The 23,150-nt window shown below is 68.6% G+C and carries 22 protein-coding genes and 2 pseudogenes; 12 read left to right on the top strand and 12 right to left on the bottom strand.

Translation table 11 applies throughout. The annotated features are described in order from the left end of the window. Positions 1 to 41: 41 nt before the first annotated feature. Positions 42 to 787 (top strand): annotated as a pseudogene (locus tag ACS5PM_RS28770) (pyrroloquinoline quinone biosynthesis protein PqqB). Between the two features lie 93 nt (positions 788 to 880). Here the strand turns inward: ACS5PM_RS28770 and ACS5PM_RS28765 are convergent. Both ACS5PM_RS28765 and ACS5PM_RS28760 read right to left on the bottom strand, forming a co-directional pair. Then, positions 881 to 1,030 (bottom strand): annotated as a pseudogene (locus ACS5PM_RS28765) (response regulator); the annotation flags it as partial. A 124-nt stretch (positions 1,031 to 1,154) separates the two neighbouring features. Continuing rightward, entirely contained in the window at positions 1,155 to 1,259 is a 105-nt protein-coding gene (locus ACS5PM_RS28760; RefSeq protein WP_439391396.1) for a histidine kinase, read from the bottom strand. Between the two features lie 298 nt (positions 1,260 to 1,557). Between ACS5PM_RS28760 and ACS5PM_RS28755 the strand changes: the two genes are divergently transcribed. The 6 genes from ACS5PM_RS28755 (at position 1,558) to pqqE (ending at position 8,172) form a co-directional block, all read left to right on the top strand. Next, positions 1,558 to 4,671, top strand: coding sequence for a sensor histidine kinase (locus tag ACS5PM_RS28755; RefSeq protein WP_439391369.1), 3,114 nt, complete (start codon positions 1,558 to 1,560; stop codon positions 4,669 to 4,671). A 222-nt stretch (positions 4,672 to 4,893) separates the two neighbouring features. Beyond that, the gene (gene pqqA, locus ACS5PM_RS28750; RefSeq protein WP_439391395.1) at positions 4,894 to 4,968 is read left to right on the top strand and encodes a pyrroloquinoline quinone precursor peptide PqqA; all 75 of its coding nucleotides are present in this window, start codon (positions 4,894 to 4,896) and stop codon (positions 4,966 to 4,968) included. A gap of 133 nt (positions 4,969 to 5,101) precedes the next feature. Then, positions 5,102 to 6,022 (top strand): pyrroloquinoline quinone biosynthesis protein PqqB, encoded by a 921-nt coding sequence (gene pqqB, locus ACS5PM_RS28745; protein ID WP_439391367.1) that lies wholly within the window; start codon positions 5,102 to 5,104, stop codon positions 6,020 to 6,022. Between the two features lie 4 nt (positions 6,023 to 6,026). After that, positions 6,027 to 6,746, top strand: a complete 720-nt coding sequence (pqqC, locus tag ACS5PM_RS28740; RefSeq protein ID WP_439391366.1) for a pyrroloquinoline-quinone synthase PqqC — start codon at positions 6,027 to 6,029, stop codon at positions 6,744 to 6,746. Continuing rightward, positions 6,743 to 7,021, top strand: a complete 279-nt coding sequence (pqqD, locus tag ACS5PM_RS28735; protein WP_439391365.1) for a pyrroloquinoline quinone biosynthesis peptide chaperone PqqD — start codon at positions 6,743 to 6,745, stop codon at positions 7,019 to 7,021. Before pqqC ends, pqqD begins: the two co-directional genes overlap by 4 nt. Continuing rightward, complete coding sequence (gene pqqE / locus ACS5PM_RS28730) at positions 7,018 to 8,172, top strand: pyrroloquinoline quinone biosynthesis protein PqqE (RefSeq protein ID WP_439391364.1); 1,155 nt, start codon at positions 7,018 to 7,020, stop codon at positions 8,170 to 8,172. Before pqqD ends, pqqE begins: the two co-directional genes overlap by 4 nt. A gap of 651 nt (positions 8,173 to 8,823) precedes the next feature. On the opposite strand, the gene ACS5PM_RS28725 is transcribed toward pqqE, so the two are convergent. The 10 genes from ACS5PM_RS28725 to xoxF all read right to left on the bottom strand — a co-directional run bounded on the left by ACS5PM_RS28725 (position 8,824) and on the right by xoxF (position 16,958). Further along, on the bottom strand, positions 8,824 to 9,363 hold the full coding sequence (locus ACS5PM_RS28725) for a thioredoxin fold domain-containing protein (protein ID WP_439391363.1): 540 nt from the start codon (positions 9,361 to 9,363) through the stop codon (positions 8,824 to 8,826). 1 nt (position 9,364) lies between these two features. Then, positions 9,365 to 10,204 (bottom strand): quinoprotein dehydrogenase-associated SoxYZ-like carrier, encoded by an 840-nt coding sequence (locus tag ACS5PM_RS28720; protein WP_439391361.1) that lies wholly within the window; start codon positions 10,202 to 10,204, stop codon positions 9,365 to 9,367. A gap of 10 nt (positions 10,205 to 10,214) precedes the next feature. After that, complete coding sequence (locus ACS5PM_RS28715) at positions 10,215 to 11,174, bottom strand: MBL fold metallo-hydrolase (RefSeq protein ID WP_439391360.1); 960 nt, start codon at positions 11,172 to 11,174, stop codon at positions 10,215 to 10,217. Positions 11,175 to 11,181: 7 nt separating this feature from the next. Then, complete coding sequence (locus ACS5PM_RS28710) at positions 11,182 to 11,724, bottom strand: SRPBCC family protein (protein ID WP_439391359.1); 543 nt, start codon at positions 11,722 to 11,724, stop codon at positions 11,182 to 11,184. Beyond that, the gene (locus tag ACS5PM_RS28705; RefSeq protein WP_439391358.1) at positions 11,721 to 12,674 is read right to left on the bottom strand and encodes a YVTN family beta-propeller repeat protein; all 954 of its coding nucleotides are present in this window, start codon (positions 12,672 to 12,674) and stop codon (positions 11,721 to 11,723) included. Before ACS5PM_RS28705 ends, ACS5PM_RS28710 begins: the two co-directional genes overlap by 4 nt. A gap of 31 nt (positions 12,675 to 12,705) precedes the next feature. Further along, a complete protein-coding gene (locus tag ACS5PM_RS28700; RefSeq protein ID WP_439391357.1) occupies positions 12,706 to 13,074 on the bottom strand; it encodes a hypothetical protein in 369 nt (122 codons plus the stop codon). Between the two features lie 24 nt (positions 13,075 to 13,098). Next, positions 13,099 to 13,797: a hypothetical protein gene (locus tag ACS5PM_RS28695; RefSeq protein WP_439391356.1), complete on the bottom strand. Its 699-nt coding sequence runs from the start codon at positions 13,795 to 13,797 to the stop codon at positions 13,099 to 13,101. 5 nt (positions 13,798 to 13,802) lie between these two features. Continuing rightward, entirely contained in the window at positions 13,803 to 14,666 is an 864-nt protein-coding gene (locus tag ACS5PM_RS28690; RefSeq protein WP_439391355.1) for a substrate-binding domain-containing protein, read from the bottom strand. Continuing rightward, positions 14,663 to 15,046, bottom strand: coding sequence for a c-type cytochrome (locus tag ACS5PM_RS28685; RefSeq protein WP_439391354.1), 384 nt, complete (start codon positions 15,044 to 15,046; stop codon positions 14,663 to 14,665). The genes ACS5PM_RS28690 and ACS5PM_RS28685 overlap by 4 nt, the downstream gene beginning before the upstream one ends. 91 nt (positions 15,047 to 15,137) lie before the next feature. Continuing rightward, a complete protein-coding gene (gene xoxF, locus ACS5PM_RS28680) occupies positions 15,138 to 16,958 on the bottom strand; it encodes a PQQ-dependent ethylene glycol dehydrogenase XoxF (protein ID WP_439391353.1) in 1,821 nt (606 codons plus the stop codon). 509 nt (positions 16,959 to 17,467) lie between these two features. On the opposite strand from xoxF, the gene ACS5PM_RS28675 reads away from it, so the two are divergent. From ACS5PM_RS28675 to ACS5PM_RS28655, 5 genes are all read left to right on the top strand, one after another. Further along, positions 17,468 to 18,181 (top strand): ATP-binding cassette domain-containing protein, encoded by a 714-nt coding sequence (locus ACS5PM_RS28675; RefSeq protein ID WP_439391393.1) that lies wholly within the window; start codon positions 17,468 to 17,470, stop codon positions 18,179 to 18,181. Positions 18,182 to 18,279: 98 nt separating this feature from the next. Continuing rightward, entirely contained in the window at positions 18,280 to 19,137 is an 858-nt protein-coding gene (locus ACS5PM_RS28670) for an ABC transporter permease (RefSeq protein ID WP_439391352.1), read from the top strand. Beyond that, on the top strand, positions 19,134 to 20,078 hold the full coding sequence (locus ACS5PM_RS28665) for a sensor histidine kinase (RefSeq protein WP_439391351.1): 945 nt from the start codon (positions 19,134 to 19,136) through the stop codon (positions 20,076 to 20,078). The genes ACS5PM_RS28670 and ACS5PM_RS28665 overlap by 4 nt, the downstream gene beginning before the upstream one ends. Then, positions 20,075 to 20,716, top strand: coding sequence for a response regulator (locus tag ACS5PM_RS28660; RefSeq protein ID WP_439391350.1), 642 nt, complete (start codon positions 20,075 to 20,077; stop codon positions 20,714 to 20,716). Before ACS5PM_RS28665 ends, ACS5PM_RS28660 begins: the two co-directional genes overlap by 4 nt. 112 nt (positions 20,717 to 20,828) lie before the next feature. Beyond that, on the top strand, positions 20,829 to 23,132 hold the full coding sequence (locus ACS5PM_RS28655; RefSeq protein ID WP_439391349.1) for a TonB-dependent receptor: 2,304 nt from the start codon (positions 20,829 to 20,831) through the stop codon (positions 23,130 to 23,132). The last annotated feature ends 18 nt before the right edge of the window (positions 23,133 to 23,150 follow it).

Here is a 23,150-nt window from a genome sequence, read left to right as displayed (position 1 = left end):
CGCACGCCCGGGGCCGCCCCGAACACCAGGGCCACGCCACGATGCGCATCACCGTTCTCGGCTCATCCGCCGGCGGCGGCTTCCCCCAGTGGAACTGCAACTGCCACAACTGCGCCGGCTGGCGCGATGGCAGCGCCAGATCGACCATTCCACCGGGCTCCTCATGCTGCGCGAACGCGGCAGCCCGCTGCCTCTGTGGTGCACCGATCCCGTGGCGGAGGACCTGAGCCAGGGCAATCCGATCCTGCGCGTACTGGGGCACTTCTGCGGCGTCGACCGGCACTGCATCTCGCTCGAAGGCGAGGCCTTCACGGTGCCCGGCGTGCCGGACCTGCAGTTCCGCGCGATGCCGCTGTCGAGCAAGGCCGCGCCGTACTCGCCGCACCGCGAGCGATCGGTGCCGGGCGACAACATCGGCATGCTGATCACCGACCGGCTCAGCGGCCGCAGCGCCTTCTACGCGCCGGGGCTGGGCGAGATATCGCCGCCCGTCTTCGATGCCATGTCCGGCGCCGACGCGGTGCTGGTCGACGGCACCTTCTGGACCGACGACGAGATGGTCGGCCCGGGCCTTTCAGGCAAGACAGCGCGCGACATCGGCCACCTGCCGCAGTCGGGCCCCGGCGGGATGATCGAGTGGCTCGGCCGCCTGCCTCGGGCGACGCGGCGGCTGCTCATCCACATCAACAACACCAATCCCATCCTCGACGAGGACTCCGGTGAACGCGCGGTGCTGGGCCGCCAGGGCATCGAGCTCTGCGAGGACCACATGACGATAGAGCTTTAGGGGCAGGCGAATCATGGCGAGCAACACGGCCGTGACGGCGTCGATGAGCGCGTCGGGCGCGCTGCGCTTGGTGAGGTAGCCCAGCGCGCCGGACCGCAGCACCCGGCGAGGGTGGGCCGTGTCCTCGTGGGCCGACAGGGCCAGGATGCGCGCCTTGGGATCCTGGGCGATGAGGCGGCGGACCGCCTCCAGCCCGCCCATGCCCGGCATGGACAGGTCCATGACGACCACGTCCGGCTTCACCCGCGCGTACTCGCTGCAGGCCTGCTCGCCGGTCTGCAGCTCGGCCACCCTTCGAGGCGCAAAGGGCGTGCCTCGCCTTGCCGCAGAGCATTCGTGATGCCCTCCTGCGCTGCCCGGTACAGCGTCAGGGCCAGCTCGGCCGGCTGCGGATGGCAGTCACCGACTGACCCAGCTCGTCGTGCAGCTCGCGCGCGATCAGGCGCCTTTCCTGCTCGACGTGCTGCTCGATCCAGCGCGTCAGCTGCCGGCTGTCGGACAGCTGTGCGGCCCGAACCAGGGACGCCGTGCAGGACCACGGCGGTCACGCCGTCGGGCCGGCCATGCTGCTGTACGTGCAGCGCATGTCTGTGGCCGACAGCGATCCGATGCATCCGAAACGCACGGGTGTCGAGTCTGGAACACCCGGTCCGTGAAGCGCCCACCGAAGCTCGGCTTCGTCCTGGCGGCGGCACGTGGTTGGCGGGATGCCGATCTGTGAGAATTTCGAGATAGGCTGCGGCCAGGCAGAAGCGGCAAAAGGATTGCTCTTGAGTCAACTGGAAGGTTACCGTCGAAGCCGTCTGCTGTCGGGCCTGCTGCTGGTATCGGCGCTGTTCGCCCCGCCGTCCCCCGCCCGCGCGGCGGCGCCCGATCCGCCCCTGCAGATCGCCCAGTACTCGCACACCTCGTGGACGGCCCGGGAAGGCACCGATCTGGGCCTCGTCTTCGCGACGGCCCAGACGCCCGACGGCTACCTGTGGATCGCCGGGTCGATCGGCCTGTTCCGCTTCGACGGCCTTCGATTCGTGCCGTGGCAGCCGCCGGACGGTCAATTGCTGGAGTCCGATCCCTACTCCTTGCTGGTGTCGCGGGACGGCACGCTCTGGATCGGCACCTTTTCCGGTCTGGCCAGCTGGGATGGACGGAAGTTCACCTTCTATCCGGCGACGCACAAGATGTTCGTGACGTCGCTGCTGGAGGATCGCGACGGAACGATCTGGGCCGGCGTGAGATCGGACCCCGGCAAGCTGTGCAGCATTCGTGCCGGGCAGATCCGGTGCTTCGCGCCGGAGGGGGGCGGCTTCGGCTCCTTGGTGTGGAGCCTGGGCGAGGACAGTTCGGGCAACCTCTGGGTGGGCGGCGAATCCGACGTCTGGCAATGGAGCCCCGGGCCGCCCCGAAAATTCCTGACGGGCGCTCCGCGTGTGGGCGACCTGAGCACGACGGTCGACGGAAAGATCCTCGTCGGCATCCGAGGCGGAGGGCTGAGGCAAGTGGCTGGCGGCCAGCTCGTACCCTATCCGTTTCGACGCGCCGGCACGTCAGAAGACTGGGTCGCCGACTCCGACGTCCAGTCGAACAAGCTGCTGCGTGATCGCGATGGCGGGCTGTGGATCGGAACGGACAGCCGCGGCCTCATCCACGTGAAGGACGGACAGGCCGACACGTTCACGCGGGCGGATGGCCTCTCCGGCAATATCGCGTGCAGCCTGTTCGAGGATCACGAGGGCAACATCTGGTACGGCAGCGAAAGGGGGTTGGACCGCTTTCGCAAGCTGCCGGTCACCACCGTGTCGACGAGACAGGGGCTGCCCGACGAGGTCACGAAGTCCGTCCTCGCCGCCACGGACGGCAGCATCTGGGTGGCGACGAACGGTGGCTTGGCGAGGAGGAAGGATGGGAGCCTCGTCGTCTACAAGGAGCGAGACGGCCTGCCCGACGCGCACGTGCATTCCCAGTACCAGGACGCCGACGGCCGCCTCTGGGTGAGCACGGCCCGGGGCCTCGCCTATCTCGCGGACGGGCGCTTCGTCCCTGTCGACGCCGGGCCCAGCGACGAGATCTACTCCATGACGGGGGATGCGCAGGGCAACCTCTGGCTGGCGGGCAACAAGGGCCTGGCACGCCTGCGCCAGGACCGGATTGTCGAGAACATTCCGTGGGCCACTCTCGGCAAGAAGCAACATGCGCAGGTCATCGTTGCTGATCGAGGTGGCCTGTGGCTCTCGTTCTGGGATCACGCAGGGCTGTCCTATTTCAAGGACGGCAAGATCGAGGCTACCTACCTGGCCGACCCGGGCGTGGGCGACGCGGGCGGGCCGCGTGCGGTCCGTGTCACCGGCATCCGGCTCGATGCCGACGGGGCGATGTGGGTGGGGACCAATGGACACGGCATCAGCCGGATCAAGGACGGCCGCATCAAGACGCTCTCGACCGCCAACGGCCTGCCCTGCGACAGGATCCACTGGTCGACGCTCGACCGCAACGGGTCGATGTGGATGTACGCGTCCTGCGGCCTCGTGCGAGTCGCGCGGGAGGACGTGGCGGCCTGGATCGCCGACCCGAGCCGGCAGGTGCCAACGAAGCTGTGGGGGGCCGCGGACGGCGTCCTGCCCGCGGCCAGGGAGCAGGGCTCCTTCAACCCTGCCTCGGCCGTGGGCCCGGATGGCAAGCTGTGGTTCCTGGCGGGGACCGAGCTCGCGTGGATAGATCCCGATCACATCCCGTCCAATCCCGTGCCCCCGCCGATCCACATCGACTCCATCGTCGCCGACCAGCGGACCTACGCGGTCGGCAAGGGCCTGCGCCTGCCGCCGCTGGTCCGTGATATCGCCATCGAGTTCTCCGCGCTCAGCCTGGCCGAGCCGCACAGCGTTCACTTCCGCTACCGGCTCGAAGGGCATGACACCGACTGGCAGGAGGCCGTCGACAGGCGCTTGGCGAGCTACACGAACCTGCCGCCAGGCCAATACCGCTTCCGGGTGAAGGCGGCCAACAACAGCGGCGTGTGGAACGAGCAAGGCGCTCAGCTCGAGTTCTCGATCCAGCCGGCCTTCTACCAGACGACGTGGTTTCGCATCACCTGCGCTGCCCTGCTGATCGGCCTGGCGTGGAGCGGCTTCCAACTCCGGCTTCACATGCGCATCCGGCGGCTGCATCGGCAGTTCGAGGCGACGCTCGAGGCGCGCGTGGCCGAGCGCACGCGCATTGCGCGCGACCTGCACGACACCTTGCTGCAGCGGTTCCACGGGCTGCTGCTGCAGTTCCAGGCCGCGTTCAACCTCCTGCCCGATCGCCCGCGCGAATCGAAGCAGGTGCTTGCCGTCGCCATCGAGCAGGTGGCCGAGGCGATCACGGAGGGCCGCGAAACCGTGCAAGGCTTGCGGGCCTCCACCCTGGAGAAGAACAACCTCGCGGAGTCCTTGCGCACACTGGCACGGGATCTCGCGAACGAGAACGGACATGCAGCATCGGCGCATGTCGAAGTGCAGGGCACGCCGCAGGCTTTGCATCCGCTCGTGCGCCACGAGTCCTTCCGCATCGCCGGCGAGGCGCTGCGCAATGCCTTCCGACATGCCGAGGCGAAGCAGATCGGCATCGAGATCTGCTACGACCCGCGGCAGCTGCGCGTGACGGTGCGCGACGATGGCAAGGGCATAGAGGCGGATGTGCTGGGCAAGGGCGAAAGGGAAGGGCACTTCGGCTTGAGCGGGATGCGCGAACGTGCCGAGCTGGTCGGCGGAAAGGTCACGGTCCGCAGTGGCCCAGGAAGGGGGACGGAAGTGGAGTTCAGTGCGCCCGGGTCGCAGGCGTACGGCAAGTCACCACAGGCCCGGTCATGGCTGCTCAGGATGTTCGCCTCCAGGGAGATCGCCGAATGAGCGAAGACTCGACCTCATCCCGGTTCTGTGTCGACGATCTGGAAGCCACCCACCGCTGCGAGTCCTGCCCGGCCTCGTCGGACGATTCATGAAAATCATGAGGCTCGATTCATGATCCGGGGACTGGGCCGCAGGCCGTCGACGGGAGACCATGCCTCACGGGATCGACGTATCCCCGCAGTGGCCAGTCGGCTTCTGTGCCACCTCTCAAGGAGACCCCCGATGAAATGGCAGACCCCCACCGCGACCGACTATCGCTTCGGCTTCGAAATCACGATGTACGTGGCAGCGCGCTGACTTGACCCCTACGCCGCCTCCGGCGTCGGTCCCCCGAGGGGAGCTGTCGCCTAGGGGCGGCCCGTCGGCGACTTTCAGCCGTCATGAAGCCCCGGGCGCGCGGCCGGGGCCCGATCCGCGAGGCCACGCCACGATGCGCATCACCGTTCTCGGTTCATCCGCCGGCGGCGGCTTCCCCCAGTGGAACTGCAACTGCCACAACTGCGCCGGCTGGCGTGACGGCAGCGTGCGGGCCAAGGCGAGGACCCAGTCCTCCATCTTCGTGCAGCCGAGCCACGGCCAGGACGGCGTCCTGTTCAACGCCTCGCCCGACATCCTCGAGCAGATCCGCACGAACCCCATCCTGCAGCCGTCACGCGCGTTGCGCGACACCGCCATCGCCGGCGTGGTGCTGATGGACGGCCAGATCGACCACGCCACCGGGCTTTTCATGCTGCGCGAGCGCGGCAGCCCGCTACCGCTGTGGTGCACCGACCCGGTCGAGGAGGACCTGAGCCGCGGCAACCCCATCCTGCGCGTGCTCGACCACTACTGCCGCGTCGACCGCCACCGCATAGGCCTCGAGGGCGAGGCCTTCGAGGTGCCGGGCGTGCCGGACCTGCAGTTCCGCGCCATGCCGCTGTCGAGCAAGGCCGCGCCGTATTCGCCGCACCGCGAGCAATCGGTGCCGGGAGACAACATCGGCATGCTGATCAGCGATCGCCGCAGCGGCCTCAGCGCCTTCTATGCGCCCGGTCTCGGCGAGATCACGCCGCCGGTCTTCGATGCCATGAGCGGCGCGGATGCGGTGCTGGTCGACGGCACCTTCTGGACCGACGACGAGATGATCGGCCTGGGCCTGAGCCGCAAGACGGCGCGCGACATCGGCCACCTGCCGCAGTCGGGCCCGGGCGGCATGATCGAGTGGCTCGGCCGCCTGCCGCGGCACACGAGGCGGCTGCTGATTCACATCAACAACACCAACCCCATCCTCGATGAGGATTCCGGTGAACGCGCAGCGCTCGGCCGCCATGGCATCGAGGTCTGCGAGGACCACATGACCATCGAGCTCTGACACCATGACCCGCAGCACCCCACCGGCCTGGAGCCGCACCGAGTTCGAAGCCCAGCTGCGCGAGCGCGGCCGCTCGTACCACATCCACCATCCGTTCAACGTGATGCTCAACACCGGCAAGGCAACGCCGGAGCAGATCCGCGGCTGGGTGGCGAACCGCTTCTACTACCAGATCGCCATTCCCGTGAAGGACGCGGCGGTGATGTCGAACTGCCCCGACCGCGAAGTGCGGCGCGGCTGGATCCAGCGCATCCTCGATCACGATGGCTTCGAGCTCGGCGGCGTGAAGGATCCCGGCGGCATCGAGGCCTGGCTGCGCCTGGCCGAGGCCGTGGGCCTGACGCGCGAAGAGGTGGAAGACCAGCGCCACGTGCTGCCTACGCTGCGCTTCGCGGTCGACGCCTACGTGAACTTCGCGCGCCGGGCGCCGTGGCAGGAGGCCGTGTGCTCCTCGCTCACCGAGCTCTTCGCGCCCGAGATCCACAAGCAGCGCCTGGCCACCTGGCCGGAGCACTACCGGTGGATCGAGCCGGAAGGCCTGTCCTACTTCCGCAACCGGGTGAGTCAGGCGCGGCGCGACGTGGAGCAGGGCCTGGCCATCACGCTGGACTACTTCGACACCCGGCCGCTGCAGGAGCGTGCGCTGGAGATCCTGCAGTTCAAGCTCGACATCCTGTGGACGATGAACGATGCGATGGCGTTGAAGTACGGGGTGAACTCTTGAGCGAGATCCTGGGCGATCTCAGCCGGCCGCGCGTCGGCCCCGGCTTCCGGCTGCAATGGGAGCAGGTGCAGGACTGCCACGTCCTGCTCTACCCCGAGGGCATGGTGAAGCTCAACGGCACGGCCGGCGAGATCATGAAGCGCTGTGACGGGCAGAGCGAAGTGGCGGCGATCGTGAAGGACCTGGAGCAGACCTTCGAGGCCGAGGGCCTGCGGCCCGACGTGGTGGCCTTCATGGAAATGGCGGCCAAGCAAGGCTGGCTGGTGTGGGAATGAGCGACGTCGCTTCGTCGAACGCCCGGCCTGGTCCCCCGCTGTGGCTGCTGGCCGAGCTGACCTACCGCTGCCCGCTGCACTGCGTGTTTTGCTACAACCCGGTCGACTACGCCGAGCAGGGCAACGAGCTGTCGACCGAGGACTGGATGCGCGTGTTGCGCCAGGGGCGCGAGCTCGGCGCCGTGCAGTGCGGGCTCTCGGGTGGCGAGCCGCTGGTTCGCGATGACCTCGAGCTCATCGTCGCCGAGGCGCACCGCCTGGGCTACTACACCAACCTGCTGACCTCGGGTGTGGGCCTCACGCCGGCACGTGCCGCGTCCTTGAAGGCGGCGGGGCTGGACCACGTCCAGCTGTCGTTCCAGGATTCCACGCGGGAGATGAACGACTTCCTCTCGCACACCAAGACTTTCGAGCTGAAGAACCGGGTCGCCCAGACCATCAAGGACCAGGGCTGGCCGATGGTGATGAACGTGGTGATCCACCGCCTCAACATCGACCACATCGACCGCATCATCGGCATGGCGGCGGAGTTCGGTGCCGAGTACATCGAGCTGGCCAACACGCAGTACTACTCCTGGGCCTACCTCAACCGCGACCACCTGCTGCCCACGCACGAGCAACTGCGGCGCGCCGAAGCCATCACCGACGAGTGGCGCAAGAAGCTGGAAGGCCGCATGCGGATCTTCTTCGTCGCGCCGGATTACCACGAGGGCAAGCCCAAGAAGTGCGTGAACGGCTGGGGCAGCATGTTCCTGACCGTGACGCCCGACGGGACGGCCTTGCCCTGCCACACCGCGAAGATGCTGCCGGGCCTGGCCTTCCCCAACGTGCGCGAGCAGGGCCTGCGCGAGATCTGGTTCGATTCCGAAGGCTTCAACCGCTACCGCGGTACCGGCTGGATGAAGGAGCCCTGCGCGAGCTGCGAGCACAAGGAACAGGACCTCGGCGGCTGCCGCTGCCAGGCCTACCTCATCGCCAACGATCCGGAGGCCGCCGACCCGGTCTGCGTGAAGAGCCCGCACCACGGCAAGGTGCTCGAAGCGGTGGCCCGCGCGGAGAGCGGCGCGGCGCAGCTCACCGAGCATCCGCTGGTGTTTCGGGATCCGGTGCAGTCCAGGCGGCTCGCGTCCGCCGCGGTCCGTTCAGGCTGATGCTCGTCGAAGAGCCAGCCGGCACAAGGGTGGGCTTCGACAGGCTCAGCCCGACGGATATGGACTGCGCTGGCTTCGACAGGCTCAGCCCGAACGGATGTGGATCGGGCTGGCTTCGGCAGGCTCAGCCCGAGCGGGTGGGAGGGGGCCTGTCCACACCTCCATCCGTTCGCCCTGAGCCTGTCGAAGGGCCCGATGGCACAAGGGTGGGCTTCGACGGGCTCAGCCCGAACGGATGTGGATCGGGCTGGCTTCGGCAGGCTCAGCCCGAACGGGTGGGAGAGGGCCTGTCCACCTCCATCCGTTCGCCCTGAGCCTGTCGAAGGGCCCGATGGCACAGGGGTGGGCTTCGACGGGCTCAGCCCGAACGGATGTGGATCGGGCTGGCTTCGACAGGCTCAGCCCGAACGGGCGGGGGAGTGCCTGTCCACCTCCATCCGTTCGCCCTGAGCCTGTCGAAGGGCCCGATGGCACAAGGGTGGGCTTCGACGGGCTCAGCCCGAACGGGTGCGGATCCGTTCGCCCTGAGCCTGTCGAAGGGCCCGATGGCGCAGGGGTGGGCTTCGACAGGCTCAGCCCGAACGGGTTGGGGGAATCCGTTCGCCCTGAGCCTGTCGAAGGGCCCGATGGCACCTCGGTGAGACCAGCGCGTCACTGTTCGAGCCGGAGGATCTCCAACTGCTCGGGCACCGTCTCGAAGGTGCCCGCGCCGGCCGGCATCTGCATCAGTGGCTTGGCATCCGCATCGAACAGCCACACGCTGGGGTAGACCAGCAGGCGCGCGCGTTCATCGCCGATGGAGCGCTGGAAGTCCGCATAAGGCAGGCTGCGGCCATTCACCTTGATGAACAGGCGCGGCGCGTCGAAGGACAGCTGGCTGCGAAGGTCGACGACCAGGTAATCCTTGGCGAAGGGCGCCACCAGTTCCGCGGCGTGCTTCTGGAGGAAGGTTTCGTAGCGGCGGCAGTAGGCGCAGTCGCTGGCCCCCAGGTAGACGTAGAGCCGCTTGTGCTGCTGTCGTGCCTGCTTCAGGGCCGGGGTGAGATCGAACTCCTGCCCTTGCGGTGCCTGGTTCGTCGGCACCGGCTGCACGACGATGGGCGCGTAGGCCGACGGGAACGCCGCTACCGCTGCGCCTTGCCATGCGGCGGCCAGCCAAATCCAGACGAGAACACGTCGGACACGGGGCATCTCAGGCCACCGCCAGCGTGCCGACGAACTGGCCATCGCGCGAGTCGGTGACCTCCGCGCGCAGCTCGCCCGGGCCGTGCGGCACGAAGTTGAAGCGCCAGGTCGGGTTCTCGCTGATCGAGAAGTCGAGGTCGGCGTCGAACACCTTCCTTCCGGCATAGCTGACCCGGATGGAGCGCACGAAATGCGGCGGGATGTAGACAAGGGTGCGCTGGTTGAGCTCGAAGCCGGTGTCGTTCGGATGGACCACCGTCACGTCGGCCGCGTTGGGTTCGTTCAGCTTCATCGGCCCGGCCAGCTTCAGCATGGTCTTGCCGATGAGGTGCAGGGCATCGCGGTTCGGTGGCGCCGAGCAGCCGCCGGAGGTCTTCACGTAGCGCGAGTCCATGTGCAGCTGGCCGTTGGACAGCTCGCTCACCACCCGAACGTGGCTGTACTCGTCGACCCGCACGCGGGTTTCGAAATCGGCCTGGCCGACGTCGAGGGTGAGGTCCAGCACCGCGGCGACGGGCGACGGATTCTTGTCGATCACCAGGTAGAGCTTCTTCACCTGCAGGCCTTCGGCCTGGGGCATCTTCGACACGATCTTGATGGGCACCCAGGCGCCGTACGCGGCTCGCAACGGCGCGATGAGCTGCACGGCGCTCGCCTGCGCCCCCGCCTCGATGGGCCGGCTCCCGAACAGGCGCTCGCGCAATCTGTCCCACTCGGGCGAGGAGTCCGCGTGGGCCGCCGAAGGCAGGCCACCGACGGCCGCCCGCGAAGGCAGGCCGCAGGCGACCAGGCCGCCGGCGCCGAGCGCTTGCAAGGTGGCACGCCGGGAGAAGGTCCGGTTCATCATGCGCTTGGCCTCACTTGAAGAACAGCTCGCGCTCGAACCGCAGGTAGGCGATCGTCGCGTTGCGAGGGTGGATGGTGTCGTACTGCGCCCAGGCGCTGAACTCGGGCAGGGCGGCGGCATCGGGCACGGCCATCAGGTCGGTGCCGGCCTGGGCGAGGGCGCGCGCACGGTCCTCCAGCTGCACCAGGTAGCGCTCGACCGCATCGATGAGGGCCGGCGATCCGGCCGGCCCGTGGCCGGGCACGACGCGGCGTACGGGCAGCGTGCGCAGGGCGGCGAGGGCGCGCTTCCAGCCTTCGAGGTCGGCGTCCTGGATGTCGGGGATGCGCTGGTTGTCGAGCAGGCCACCGGCGAAGAGCACGCCGCTGGATTCGTCGAAGACCGCGACATCGCCCGGTCCGCTGGAGTGGCCGTAGTACAGCACCTGCACCGGCCGGCCCAACGAGGCCACGCTGTGAGGAGCGGTGAACGATCGGTCGGCCGCATAGGTGGCCGTCCCTCGCAAGGGCTCGTCGCCCACGCTCACGTGCAGCTGCCGCAGGCACACGCTGCAGCGCGAGGTCATGAGCCGTGCGGCTTCGTCGTGCATGACCACCGGGATGCCGCGCTCGCGGAACGCCGCGCCGCCGAACACGAACTCGGGGTGGACCTGGGTCACGAGCACCTCGCGCACCGGCTTGTCGGTCACCCGGCCAATGGCCTCGAGCAGCGCGCGCCCTTGCGCATACGAGGTGCCGGTGTCTATCGCCAGCACGCCTTCGTCGCCGACGATGAAGCCGGCATTTCCAATGCGCCCGAGGTTCTGCTCGTCCGCGACGCCGCTCGCGCCGGGCACCATGTAGACCCCGCCGGCGAGCTGGATCGCCTGGGTGCCGACCGGCTCGGCGAGGAAGGCCGGCGCCGCCGCGCACGCGACCAGCAGGACGGCGAGTCCCAGCAGGACGACGGGCCGGTGCAGCGCGATGCCCATGGCTACTTCACTTCGCTTCGACCAGCTTCTTCAGGTTGGCCAGGCCGCTCTGGTAGACGCCGGTGATGGCGCGCACGGCCGCTTCGTCGTTCTTGTCGGGCGGCGGGTCGTTGTTGGGATAGCCGCGGTAGAACGCGCCGCGCCACTCCACCACCGACTGGCTGCCTTCGCCGCGCACGCTCAGGGTCGACGTGTAGTTGCTGACCGGCAATGCGCCGCCATCCTTGGCGCGGTAGCTGTACCTCATCCTGGCCTCGTCGTGGGCCTCCAGTGTCTCGGTCATTTCGCCGCCGCCCTTGATCTTCAGCAAGCGGACCGAGCCTTCCTCGTTGCCCTTGTCGGCCGGGCTCTCGGCGATCGCCGGATGCCAGTCCTTCAGGCTGTCGAAGTTGTGGATGCGCGCCCAGACGGCGGCCGGCGGCGCGTCGATGGTGACCTGCTCGACGACCTTCTGCCGCGTCGGGCCATGGGCGTTGCTCGCCGTGGCGAGGCCGGCGAGCAGGCTGATGGCGACGGCGCGCCGGGTCAGGTGGAGGGGCTTTTGCTTCATGGGGGTGGCGTTCCGATGAAAGAACCGAAGCCGCGGCTGTTGCGGCCGGTGGCGACGTGGGTGAGAGTGCGGCCCGTGGCGGCATCGAGCACGCTCACGTTGTCGTCCATCCAGTTGACGACGTAGACGCGGTCGCCGTGGGCGGCCACGCCCTCGGGGTAGCCGAAACCATCGAGCGTGCGGACCACCTTCAGCGCCTCGGCATCGAGGACGCTGACGCTGTCCGCATGCTGGTTGGTCACGTAGAGCAGGGCGCCGCCCCGGGCCAGCGCGGCGCCGTAGGGGGCCTTGCCGACCGGCACGGTGGCGATGACGGTCAGGCGGCGCGTATCGATGACCGAAACATCGTTGCTCTGCACGTTGAGCGCGTACAGGCGTTCGCGCGGACCGTCGAACAGCAGCGCGAAGGGATGCGAGCCAACCTTCAAGCGGCCGGTCACCCGCCGGCTGCGGATGTCGACCACGGCCACGCTGTCGTCGTCGCGCTCCGCCACGAAGACGGTGCGGCCGTCGGGATGCACCGCGACACCGGCCGGAGCCTGGCCGACGGGCACCTCGGTGCTCGCCCCGTCAGGCGAACGGGTGTCGATGAGCAGCAGGCGATGGCGGTACCAGTCGGCCACCGCCAGCAGCCGGCCGTCCGGCGAAGCATCGAGGCCGACGGGGCCGTCCCCTGCAGGCCAGGTGGCGACCACGGCCTGCCGGCGCATGTCGATCACGGAGATCGTCTTGCTGTCCGGGTTGGAGACGAAGACCTGCCCGGCGCGGCTGGAGGCCACCACGCCGGCCGGCGAGCGGCCCACCGGCACGGTGGCGACCACGGCGTGCGTGGCCAGGTCGATCACCGACACGTCGTGGCTGCCCTGGTTGGTGATGTAGGCGAATGGCGCCGCCTGGGCGCCCATCGCCATGAGCAGCAGCCACGCGACGAGGCTGGGGATGCGCGTCATGGTCGCCGCCGGTACAGCGCCACCCGGCGGCTTACTTCGGCGCCGGGTTGATGAAGCAGGCCTTCTGCACTCGCGACTGCAGCTCGCGGTAGCGCGCGACCTGCGGCTTGAGCGACTCGTTGTCGCGCAGCTCGCTGCCGCGTTCGCCGCCTATCGTCATGGCGTTGACCACGGTGGCCATGGTCACGTAGTCGTCGAACTTCACCTCCTCGGCCAGCCGGTCGACGGCGCAGGAGCACTTGTTGACCATCTCGTAGTACGCGCCGGGATGCGCCCTCATGCAATCCTGCACGTACAGCACCCGATCGACGGTGGGGAAGTCATTGGCCAGCGCCAACCCCGGCAGGGCCAGCAAGGACAGGGCGGACGAGCTCACCAGGCGATGCAGTGTCTTCTTCATGGGAGTGAGTGGACCGTCGGGGACTCAAGGTTTGCGCGGCGCCGGGCCGGCGGCCGGGGCGGGCGCGCCGTCTATCCGCAGGTCTTCCTCGATCAGAGGCTCGGCATCGGCCGGGTCGGCGCTGATCCGCGAGTGCATCGCGTAAACCCCGCCCGGCACGGCGCTGGACAGGGTGAAGACGTACTGCTTGTTGGCCAGCTTCTCGTAGCGCGCGCGCAGCGGATCGTCGAGGTAGGGCGAGATGGTGATCTCCTTGCCCGGGACGCTCGCGCCGCGGTAGGAAAGGGTCACGTCGCGGACCTTCGCGCCTTCGTAGACGGCCATCCGGATGCGCTTGCGGAAGTAGTTGTGCTGCCCCTTGGTCAGGCGCTGCATTTCGTGGATGTCGCGCTCCAGGAAGTACAGGATCACCGGGTTGCCCTGAGGCGATTCGAGCTCCGGCAGGGTCACACGCCTCGCGCCGGTGAGGAACTCGGCGTTCGCCGCGCAGCAGCTGCCATCGGGCTTCTTCGCCAGCGTGAGCGTGGCGCTGTCCTCGAACGGGGTCTCGAGGCTGCCCGACTTTCGGTAGACATAGCGCACCGTGGCCGGCGGCTGCAGGTTGGCGAGCTGGTTGTCCATGAACAGGGCCCGCTCGGCGTCCGAGAAGTCCTCGGCCGCGTGGCCGGACAGGCTCAGCAACAGGCTGCCCAGGAGGCCGGCAAGGCGTGGTGAACAGCGCATCGCGTCTACTTGCCCGGTGCCGCGTACGAGTCGTCGACCACCGGCACCCCATAGTTCTTCAGGATGGCCTGGATCTCGGCCTGGCGCGACTCGATCAGCGACTCGACCTGCTGCTTCCACTCGCGCTCGCCGTAGCGCACGCCCATGGCCATCTGGTAGTCGAGCTTGATGCCCGGCTCCGACTTCATCGGCACCACGGACAGCACGGGGTTCTTCACGCGCTGCGCGAAGAAGCCGGCGATCGGGCCCCACACGATGGCGACGTCGATCTTGCCGGCCGCCAGGTCTTTCTCGATGATCTCGCCGGGGTATTGTTCGGGGTCGGCGTTGAGCATCTTGTAGGGCACGCCGCGCTCGAGCAGGCCATGGCGGCTCAGCCACTCGGAGGCGGGCGAACGGTCGTAGATGCCAATCCTCAAGCTGGCGAGCTTGGCGGGGTCCAGCCTGAGGAAGTCGTCGCTCGAGGCGACACCGTCCAGGCCCTTGCCGCGCGGGAACACCATCGCATAGGTGGAGTGGTAGTAGGGCTTGGTGACCGAGACCTGGTCGAAGCCCACCGGCACGCTCATCACGATGTCGCAGGGATAGTCCGCACCGGGCAGCTTGTAGCGCAGCGTGTTGCGGATGAAAGCCATGCGCTGCGGGAAGGAGTAGTACGTCACCGGCAGGCCGAGCGCCTTGCCGAAGACCTCGGCTATGCGGTTCTCGAAGCCCTCGCCGCCGGTGTTGGAGAAGGGCAGGTTGTTCGGGTCCTGGCACACGCGCAGCGCCTTGCGCTCGGGCGGCTTGTCCTGGCCGAAGGCCGGCGCTGCCGCCATCGCGAGTGCGACGCAAGCCACCGAAGCCTTCATCGCCGCACGCCTCGTCATGGGATGGGCTCCACCTTGGCCCGGGTGATCGCGCCGTCCGAGCGGCCCTTGAGATAGGCATACAGGTGGTCGATGTTGTCCATCACCGTCGGGTTGTTCCCGAAGCTCTGCATGCCCTTGTCGAGCCGGCCGTCACGGACCGTCTTGACGAATTCTTCCTTGGTCAGGGTCTTCAGGCTGTTCACCAGCGACGGGCCGACGAGCCCCTCCTGGTTGGCGCCGTGGCAGCGGTCGCAGGCCGCCTGCCGCCAGGTGCGAAAGCCCTTCATCGTTTCCGGATCCACCTTGTAGCCGTCCACCACCGTGTACAGCGGAGGATCCGCAGCCAGGGCGCTGCCCGCCATGACGATCAACAACCCACAGACAGTCGCTCGAAGCATGTTTGGTCATCCACATCAAAGAACGGGGGACGGAGCCGGATGGCGCCATCCCCCTCGGTTCAGGCCGGTCCAGTGGTCGGCCGGTTCGTCATCAGTTCGGCAGGGCGAACACGGTCAGCGAGCCGCCGAGTTCGGTGTACTGGTTCAGCTCGCGGTAGCCGCCCACCGCGCCCAGGCCGTCCGTGTCCTTCTCGAGACCTGCCGCCATGCCGATGCCGGCCCAGCCGCCGATGCCCGAGAACACGCCGATGTACTGCTTGCCCTTGTGCTCGTAGGAGAAGACGTTGCCGATGATTCCTGAGGGCGTCTTGAACTTGAAAAGTTCCTTGTTGATGTCCTTCTTGTCGACGCACTTGAGGTAGCCCTCGAGCGTGCCGTAGCAGGACAGTCCGCCCGCGGTGTTGAGCGAGCCGCTCCACACCGAGAACTTCTCGGGATGGCTCTGCACGATCTTGCCGGTGCCGGCGTTCCAGGTGATGAAGTTGCCCATGCCGCCATGGCTGCCGGGCGCCGGGAACATCGACAGCGTGGCTCCGACGTACGGCTGGCCCGCGGTGTACTCGACCTTGAACGGCTCGTAGTCCATGCAGACGTGGTTCGTCGGCACGTAGAAGAGCTTGGTCTCGGGGTCGTACGACGCCGGCTGCTGGTCCTTGCTGCCCAACGCCGCCGGGCAGATGCCCTTGGTGTTGACGTCAGGACCGTTCTGGGCCGTGGAGTACTTCGCCACCACCTGCGGCCGGCCCGTCTTCATGTCGACGTGCGTGGCCCAGTTGACCTGCGGGTCGTACTTCTCGGCGACCAGCAGGGCGCCGTTGGTGCGGTCCAGCGTGTAGGCGAAGCCGTTGCGGTCGAAGTGCACCAGGGCCTTGGTGGGCTTGCCCTTGACGTCGATGTCGGCCAGGATCATCTCGTTGATCCCGTCGAAGTCCCACTCGTCGAAAGGCGTCATCTGGTAGACCCAGTTGACCTTGCCGGTGTCGACGTCACGCGACCAGATGCTCATCGACCACTTGTTGTCGCCCGGGCGCTGGCTCGGGTTCCAGGTGGAGGGGTTGCCGGTCCCGTAGAAGACCGCGTTGAGCGCCTTGTCGTAGCTGTACCAGCCCCAGGTGGTGCCGCCGCCGATCTTCCACTGGTCGCCCTTCCAGGTCTTGATGGACGAGTCCGGGCCCACGGGCTTGACGGCGCCGTCGGTCCAGGTCGTCGTCTTGGCCGGGTCGATCAGCATCTCGGCGTCGGGGCCGACGCTGTAGCCCTTCCAGGCCAGCTTGCCGTCGGACAGGTTGTACGCCGCAAGGAAGCCGCGCACACCCCATTCGCCGCCGGAGATGCCGGTGATGACCTTGTCCTTGAAGACGTGCGGGGCGTTGGTGTTCACCGCGCCCAGCTTCGGATCGCCGTTCTTGGTCTGCCACACCGGCTTGCCGGTCTTGGCATCCAGCGCGACGAGCATGGAGTCGGCCTGCTGCAGGATGACCTTGCCTTCGGCATAGGCCAGGCCGCGGTTGACGGTGTCGCAGCACATCTGCGGGATCACCGCGGGATCCTGCTTCGGCTCGTACTTCCACTTGATCTTCTGAGTGTCGAGATCGATCGCGAAGACCTTGTTCGGGAACGGGGAGTGCAGGTACATCGTGCCGTCGATCACCAGCGGCGAGCCTTCGTGGCCGCGCAGGACCCCGGTGGAGAAGGTCCACGCCACCTGCATCTTGCCGACGTTGCCGGTGTTGATCTGCTTCAGCTTGCTGTAGCGCTGGTTGTACATGTCACCCGCTTGCATCGCCCAGTTCTTCTCGTTGGCGATGTTCTTCTCGACGTCCGCGTTTGCCAGAGCCAGGCCCGGCAGGGCGAACACGGCCAACGCCAAACGCGACCAGGCGGGCCGACGAGATTGCCCAGAAATGCGCATTGCTGTGTCTCCTTGTAGAAGTGACCGGAGCCCGGCCTCGCAGCGTCATCCTTTCGATGAGTCGCCACGCGACCTCGAGAACTCGGCAAGCGAGCCAACCGCAATTTCTGCGCCCACTTATGCGGCCGTTGCGACGACCGCCCGCCGGATCTGCTCCAGGCCCTGGTTCTCGCCGGCACAGCTGTCCTCGTGAGCAACGCTTCGGCGCGGTCCGGCGGCCGACGATTCAGGGATCATCCGGATAGGGAAAGTACGAGGGCTCGACGTCTTCGCCGAGGGGACGGCAATGCGCCTCCACACCGCTTGCTGACAGGGTGCGTCGAAAGCGAAGCATCCGGGCCGGCACAGAGTGTTTCATCGCCAGGCTCCGGGGCATGGGGCGTTCCCGCCGGCGCGCGCGGCGGCCCGGGCCTTGCTATCAAGGGCAGCTATCGTTGCCTCCATTCCGAGCTTTCAGGTGAGTCCCCATCCATGTGCTGCCGATGACTGCTCCAGCTCCCGCTGCAGCGATGCTGCGAACCACCGGCCTGACCAAGCGGTATGGAAAGCACGTGGCCTTGCGCTCGCTCTCGCTCGAGCTGGCGGCCGGCAGCTTCGTGGCCCTGCTCGGCCCCAACGGCGCGGGCAAGTCGACGCTGTTCCAGGTGCTGACCGGGCTGTTCGCGGCCGACGAGGGCGAGGTGGAGGTGGCGGGCCACTCTCTGCGGCACGCGGCAACGCGTGCGCTGCGGCAGATCGGCGTGGTGTTCCAGCAGCTGTCGCTCGACCTGGACCTCAGCGTGCGCCGCAACCTGCTGTTCCAGGCCGACCTGCACGGCCTGCCGCGCGCGCTGGCGGCGCAGCGCATCGAGACAGGCTGTACCGATCTCGGCATACAGGCCGACCTGGACCGCCCGGCGCGCGAGCTCTCGGGCGGCAACCGGCGCAAGGTGGAGCTGGTGCGGGCGAACCTGCACAGGCCACCGTTGCTGTTGATGGACGAGGCGACGGTCGGGCTCGATCCGAAGTCGCGCCAGGACTTGCTGGCCTCGCTGCGAGTCGGCGTGCGCGAGCGCGGCACCTGCGTGCTGTGGGCCACGCACCTGGTGGAAGAGGCCGAGGCGGCCGATCGCGTGCTCGTGCTGCACCGCGGCGAGCTGCTGGCCGATGGCAGCCCGGCAGATGTGACGCGCCTGCTCGGCGGCGCGACGCTGGAGGCGGGCTTCATCGCCTGCACCGCATGAGCGGCGCCCGGCCGCCACGGCCCCGCAAGGGGCCATTGCATGGCCCGGGGGCTCGTTCCCTCTCGGAGGGACCGGGCCGCGGGCCCGAGGGTGCACCAGTGAACGGCGTGGGCGCCGAGCCGCTGGCCCGTCGCGGCATTCCGCATGCGTTGCAGGCGCTGCGGGCCATCGTGCTGCGGGAGCTGCTCAAGTTCTTCCAGCAGACCGGGCGCCTGGTCTCGGCGCTCGTCCGCCCGCTGCTGTGGCTGGCGGTGTTCGCCGCCGGGTTTCGCAACGTCCTGGGTGACGCGGTCGTGCAGCCCTACGGCACTGCCATTCCCTACGACGTCTACATCGCACCCGGTCTCGCCGGCATGGTGCTGCTGTTCAACGGGATGCAGTCCTCGCTGTCGATGGTCTACGACCGCGAGATGGGGCTGATGCGCCTGCTGCTGACGGCACCGCTGCCGCGAGCCTGGGTGCTGGCGTGCAAGCTGTGCGCGACCGCGCTGCTGTCGGTGCTGCAGGCGCTGGCCTTCGTGGCGGTGGCTCTGCTGTTCGGCACGAAGCTCCCGCTGTGGTCGCTCGGCGGCCTGCACGCCCTCGTCGCGCTGCTGGCCGGGGCGCTGATGCTGGGCGCCTTCGGCCTGCTGCTGTCGGTCCACATCCGCCAGCTGGAGAACTTCGCGGGCACGATGAACTTCGTCATCTTCCCGATGTACTTCCTGTCGACGGCGCTCTATCCGCTGTGGAAGCTGCGTGAGGGCGCCGGCTGGGTCTACGAGGTCGCGCGCTTCAATCCCTTCACGCACGCGGTCGAGTGGATGCGCTTCGCCCTGTATGGGAAAGACCCCGGGCCGGCGCCCTGGGTGGTGCTGGGCTGCCTGGCCGCGTTCTTCATCTTCGCCTGCTGGGGCTACGACCCGCAGCGCGGCTTCGGCGGCCTCACCAAGCGGGGCGGGGGAGGGGGACCATGAAACGAAGACCCGGGCTGGGGGACCTCGGCTGGGTGGTGGTCGTCACGGCAGGCGCCTACGGCCTGTCCGTTGCCTTCGAGCTGCATGAGCACTACGCGCGCTGGCTGGGCCGCTACGAGCACTGGCAGCTCGACGAGCTGCCGCTGGTGCTGGCCGTGCTGGCCGGATGCCTGGCCTGGTATGCCTTCCGGCGGCGGCGCGAAGCCCTGGCGGAGCTCAGACGCCGGGTCCAGGCCGAAGCCCACGTCGGTGACTTGCTGGAGCACAACCGCGAGCTGGCGCAGCGCCTGATCGCCCTGCAGGAGAGCGAGCGCCGCGCCCTGGCCCGCGAGCTGCACGACGAGTTCGGCCAGCGCTGCAGTGCCATCCGCGCCGAGACGGCCTGGCTGCGCCGCTGCGCCGTGGACGACCGCGAAGGGATGCTGGCCGCCGCCCGGCGCGCCGACAACGCAGCGCACGATCTCTACCAGCTCGTGCGCGACCTGCTGCGCCGGCTGCGCCCGGCCGACCTCGACGCGCTGGGCCTGGTGGCCGCGCTGCAGGCCCAGTGCGAAAGCTGGGAGGAGCGCACCGGCGTCAGCTGCGCCTTCCACCACGACGTGCTGCCGGCCTCGCTCGGCGAATCGGTGGACATCGCCGTCTACCGCACGGTGCAGGAGGGGCTGACGAACGTGATGCGTCACGCCGGGGCCAGCCTGGTTCGCGTGCGACTGGATCGTCCGTCGGCCAGCGAGCTTTGTCTGACCGTCCAGGACGACGGCGACGGCATGGACCCGAAGGCGGCCACGCGCGGCCTGGGCCTGCTCGGGGCCCGCGAACGAGCCGCAGCACTCGGGGGGAGCCTCGAGGTGGACGGGCGGCTTGGCTCCGGCGTGCGCCTCACGCTGCGCATCCCGCTGCCGGCGATCGTCGAAGCGCCACCGCTGCAGGAGGCCGCATGATCCGCGTCCTGCTCGCCGACGACCACCCGGTGGTGCGCAGCGGCTACCTGCGGCTGCTCGACCAGGCGGGCGACATCCGGGTGGTCGACGAGGCCGGCGACGCGGACGCCGCCTATGCGGCCTTCTCGAGCGCGCGGCCGGACGTGCTGGTGACCGACCTGTCGATGCCGGGCGGCGGCGGCCTGGAGCTCATCCGCCGGGTGCTGGCGCGTGAGCCGCAGGCACGCGTGCTGGTGTTCACCATGCACGACGGCCCGCTGCTCGTGCGCCGCGCCTTCGAGGCCGGCGCGCGCGGCTACCTCACCAAGGCCAGCCCGCCCGAAGGGCTGGTCGACGCGGTTCGCAGCCTGCATGCCGGGCGCCGATATCTCGACCCCGATCTGCCGTCGAACCTCCTGCATCGCGACCCGCTCGACGAGGCGGCGCGGCTGGCGGCCCTCAGCGGCCGCGAGTTCGAGGTCTTCCGCCTGCTGGCCCAGGGCCAATCGCCGCGCGAATGCGCCGAGGCGCTCAAGCTCAGCGCGAAGACCGTCTCCAACCACCAGACGGTGATCAAGGACAAGCTCGGCGTCACCACCTCCGCGGCCCTGGTGCACCTGGCGATGCGGCATGGCGTGATCTCGACCGCCGGGGCCTGAGGGCGCGGCGGTGAACGCCGGGAAGTTTTCCGTGGTCGGTGCGAAGGGCCCTTGATAGCGTCGGCGCCAAGCTCGCCGATCGATGACGGGCACAGGACACAGGAGACTCCGGATGTTCCCTCGGACGCCGCACTGGCGCAGACACCCCCTGGCCCTGGCCGGCCTGAGCGCGCTGGCCTGTGCCGGCGCGGCGGCGCAGGAGCCCGGGCAGGACGAGCTGGTGGCCGCCGCCGGGGACGTGCAGCGCGTGGAGATCATCGGCGTCACGCCGGTGCCCGGCACGGGCGTCGCCAAGGACCAGATCCCCTCCAACGTGCAGACGGCCAACGATCGCCGCCTGCGCCAGCTCCAGAGCCTGAACCTGCCGGATTTCCTGGGCGGCCAACTGCCCAGCGTCAATGTGAACGAGATGCAGGGCAATCCGTTCCAGCTGGACGTGAACTTCCGCGGCTTCAGCGCCAGCCCGCTGCTCGGCACGCCACAGGGCCTGTCGGTGTTCCAGGACGGCGTGCGCGTGAACGAGCCGTTCGGCGACATCGTGAACTGGGACCTGATCCCCAAGGCCGCGCTGGCCAGCATCACCCTGCTGCCAGGCTCCAACCCCTTGTTCGGCCTGAACACGCTGGGCGGTGCGCTGTCCCTCCAGACCAAGAGCGGCGATACCCACCCGGGCACCGACGTCGAGCTGGAGCTGGGCTCCTTCAACCGCGTCAGCACCGAGGTCACCCACGGCCAGGCCCTGGGGGAGCAAGGCCATCTGTTCCTGGCCGCCAGCACCTTCAACGAGGATGGCTGGCGCGATTACTCGCCGTCGCAGCTGCGCCAGTTCTTCGGCAAGGGCGGGCAGCACCTCGGCAGCTTCTCCTGGGATGTGGCGCTCACCCATGTCGGCGGCAGCCTCATCGGCAACGGGCCCTTGCCGGAGACCATGCTGGCGCAACGCCGGGAGCAGGTCTACACCCGGCCGGACCGGACCGACAACGACATGACGCTCGTCGACCTGAACGCCAACCTGGACCTCAGCCGCGAACACCGCCTGTCGGCGACGGTCTATACGCGGATCGCCAACGCCGACACCTTGAACGGCGACCTGAACGATGACTACGACCCCGCGGCTGGCACCCCGGCCGGCGTCGAGCACCGCACCCACACCCGCCAGAGCGGCATGGGCGCCGCCCTTCAATCGACCTGGACGAGTGCGCCGCACCGCCTGACCGTGGGCGCTTCGATCGACACCGCGCGCAGCCGCTTCCGCCAGACCGCGGCCGAAGGAGACATCGACGACACGCTCCTGATCGTCCCGACCGAGGCACCCCAGACCGACGCCCTGATCGCCGGCCACAGCCGCACGGCCAGCGTCTATGTCCACGAGCTCTATGCCCTGAGGCCCGACCTGCAGCTGACGCTGTCGGCCCGCTTCAACGACACGCGGGTGACCACGGTGGATGAGGGCCGCCGTGACCTCGGGCTCGACACGAACCTCGACGGCGAAGGCCACTACCGCAAGCTCAACCCGGCCGCCGGATTCACTTGGCAGCTGACGCCGCGCTTCACCGCGTATGCCAGCCTTTCCCAGGGCAATCGCGTGCCGAGCCCGATCGAGCTCGGATGCTCCGACCCCGAGCATGCCTGCGTGCTGCCCAACGCGCTGCAATCCGACCCGCCGCTCAAGCAGGTCGTCTCCCGCACCGTCGAGGCCGGCATCCGGGGCAGCTTCGAGCCGGACTGGCACTGGAACGCGTCGCTGTTCAGCACCGTCAACCGCGATGACCTGCTGTTCATCAGCAACGGCCTGGCGGCGGGCTATTTCACCAACTTCGGCCGCACCAAGCGCCAGGGCGTCGAGCTGGCCGTGTCGCAGCAGATGACGGGCTTCAACTGGTCGGCCTCCTACAGCTACCTGCGCGCGACTTTCGAATCCTCGGCCTGCCTGGTGGCCGAGGCCAACAGCAGCGCCGGGACGAGCCCGCGCTGCACGGGCGAGGGCGAGATCGAGGTGCGGCCCGGCAACCGGCTCCCGGGCCTGCCGCAGCACACGTTCAAGCTGGCCGCCGACTGGCAGCCGGGCGGAGGGTGGAGCCTGGGCACGCAGCTGCGGGCCTACTCTGGCCAGTATGTTCGCGGCAACGAGAACAACGCCCACCGGCCGGACGGCGATGCCTTCAACGGCAGCGGGCGCATAGGCGGCTTCGCGGTGGTCGACCTCACCGCCGGCTGGAAGCTCGGCCGCGGCGTCGAGCTCATCGGCAAGATCGCCAACCTCTTCGACCGCCGCTACGGCACGGCCGGGCTGCTGGGACAGAACGCCTTCGATTCACGCCAGCGCCTGCTGCCGCCCGACGAGTGGCGCACCGAGCAGTTCGTCGGGCCCGGCGCGCCGCGTTCCGGGTGGCTGGGCGTTCGCATCGGGTTCTGAGCGCCCGGGAATGACGGA

Origin of the sequence: Ideonella flava (assembly GCF_051857595.1) — a bacterium.
Taxonomy (GTDB): domain Bacteria; phylum Pseudomonadota; class Gammaproteobacteria; order Burkholderiales; family Burkholderiaceae_C; genus Ideonella.
This window is presented reverse-complemented; position numbering and strand designations above follow the sequence as displayed.

Bases quoted from the DNA above. Each gene is read 5' to 3' on its own strand.
- pqqB (WP_439391367.1), top strand. From the start codon at position 5,102: ATGCGCATCACCGTTCTCGGTTCATCCGCCGGCGGCGGCTTCCCCCAG.
- ACS5PM_RS28705 (WP_439391358.1), bottom strand. From the start codon at position 12,674: ATGACGCGCATCCCCAGCCTCGTCGCGTGGCTGCTGCTCATGGCGATG.
- ACS5PM_RS28675 (WP_439391393.1), top strand. From the start codon at position 17,468: ATGCTGCGAACCACCGGCCTGACCAAGCGGTATGGAAAGCACGTGGCC.
- ACS5PM_RS28710 (WP_439391359.1), bottom strand. From the start codon at position 11,724: ATGAAGCAAAAGCCCCTCCACCTGACCCGGCGCGCCGTCGCCATCAGC.
- ACS5PM_RS28685 (WP_439391354.1), bottom strand. From the start codon at position 15,046: ATGCTTCGAGCGACTGTCTGTGGGTTGTTGATCGTCATGGCGGGCAGC.
- ACS5PM_RS28715 (WP_439391360.1), bottom strand. From the start codon at position 11,174: ATGGGCATCGCGCTGCACCGGCCCGTCGTCCTGCTGGGACTCGCCGTC.
- ACS5PM_RS28660 (WP_439391350.1), top strand. From the start codon at position 20,075: ATGATCCGCGTCCTGCTCGCCGACGACCACCCGGTGGTGCGCAGCGGC.
- ACS5PM_RS28725 (WP_439391363.1), bottom strand. From the start codon at position 9,363: ATGCCCCGTGTCCGACGTGTTCTCGTCTGGATTTGGCTGGCCGCCGCA.
- ACS5PM_RS28720 (WP_439391361.1), bottom strand. From the start codon at position 10,204: ATGATGAACCGGACCTTCTCCCGGCGTGCCACCTTGCAAGCGCTCGGC.
- ACS5PM_RS28690 (WP_439391355.1), bottom strand. From the start codon at position 14,666: ATGACGAGGCGTGCGGCGATGAAGGCTTCGGTGGCTTGCGTCGCACTC.
- ACS5PM_RS28665 (WP_439391351.1), top strand. From the start codon at position 19,134: ATGAAACGAAGACCCGGGCTGGGGGACCTCGGCTGGGTGGTGGTCGTC.
- ACS5PM_RS28655 (WP_439391349.1), top strand. From the start codon at position 20,829: ATGTTCCCTCGGACGCCGCACTGGCGCAGACACCCCCTGGCCCTGGCC.
- pqqE (WP_439391364.1), top strand. From the start codon at position 7,018: ATGAGCGACGTCGCTTCGTCGAACGCCCGGCCTGGTCCCCCGCTGTGG.
- xoxF (WP_439391353.1), bottom strand. From the start codon at position 16,958: ATGCGCATTTCTGGGCAATCTCGTCGGCCCGCCTGGTCGCGTTTGGCG.
- pqqC (WP_439391366.1), top strand. From the start codon at position 6,027: ATGACCCGCAGCACCCCACCGGCCTGGAGCCGCACCGAGTTCGAAGCC.
- ACS5PM_RS28700 (WP_439391357.1), bottom strand. From the start codon at position 13,074: ATGAAGAAGACACTGCATCGCCTGGTGAGCTCGTCCGCCCTGTCCTTG.
- ACS5PM_RS28695 (WP_439391356.1), bottom strand. From the start codon at position 13,797: ATGCGCTGTTCACCACGCCTTGCCGGCCTCCTGGGCAGCCTGTTGCTG.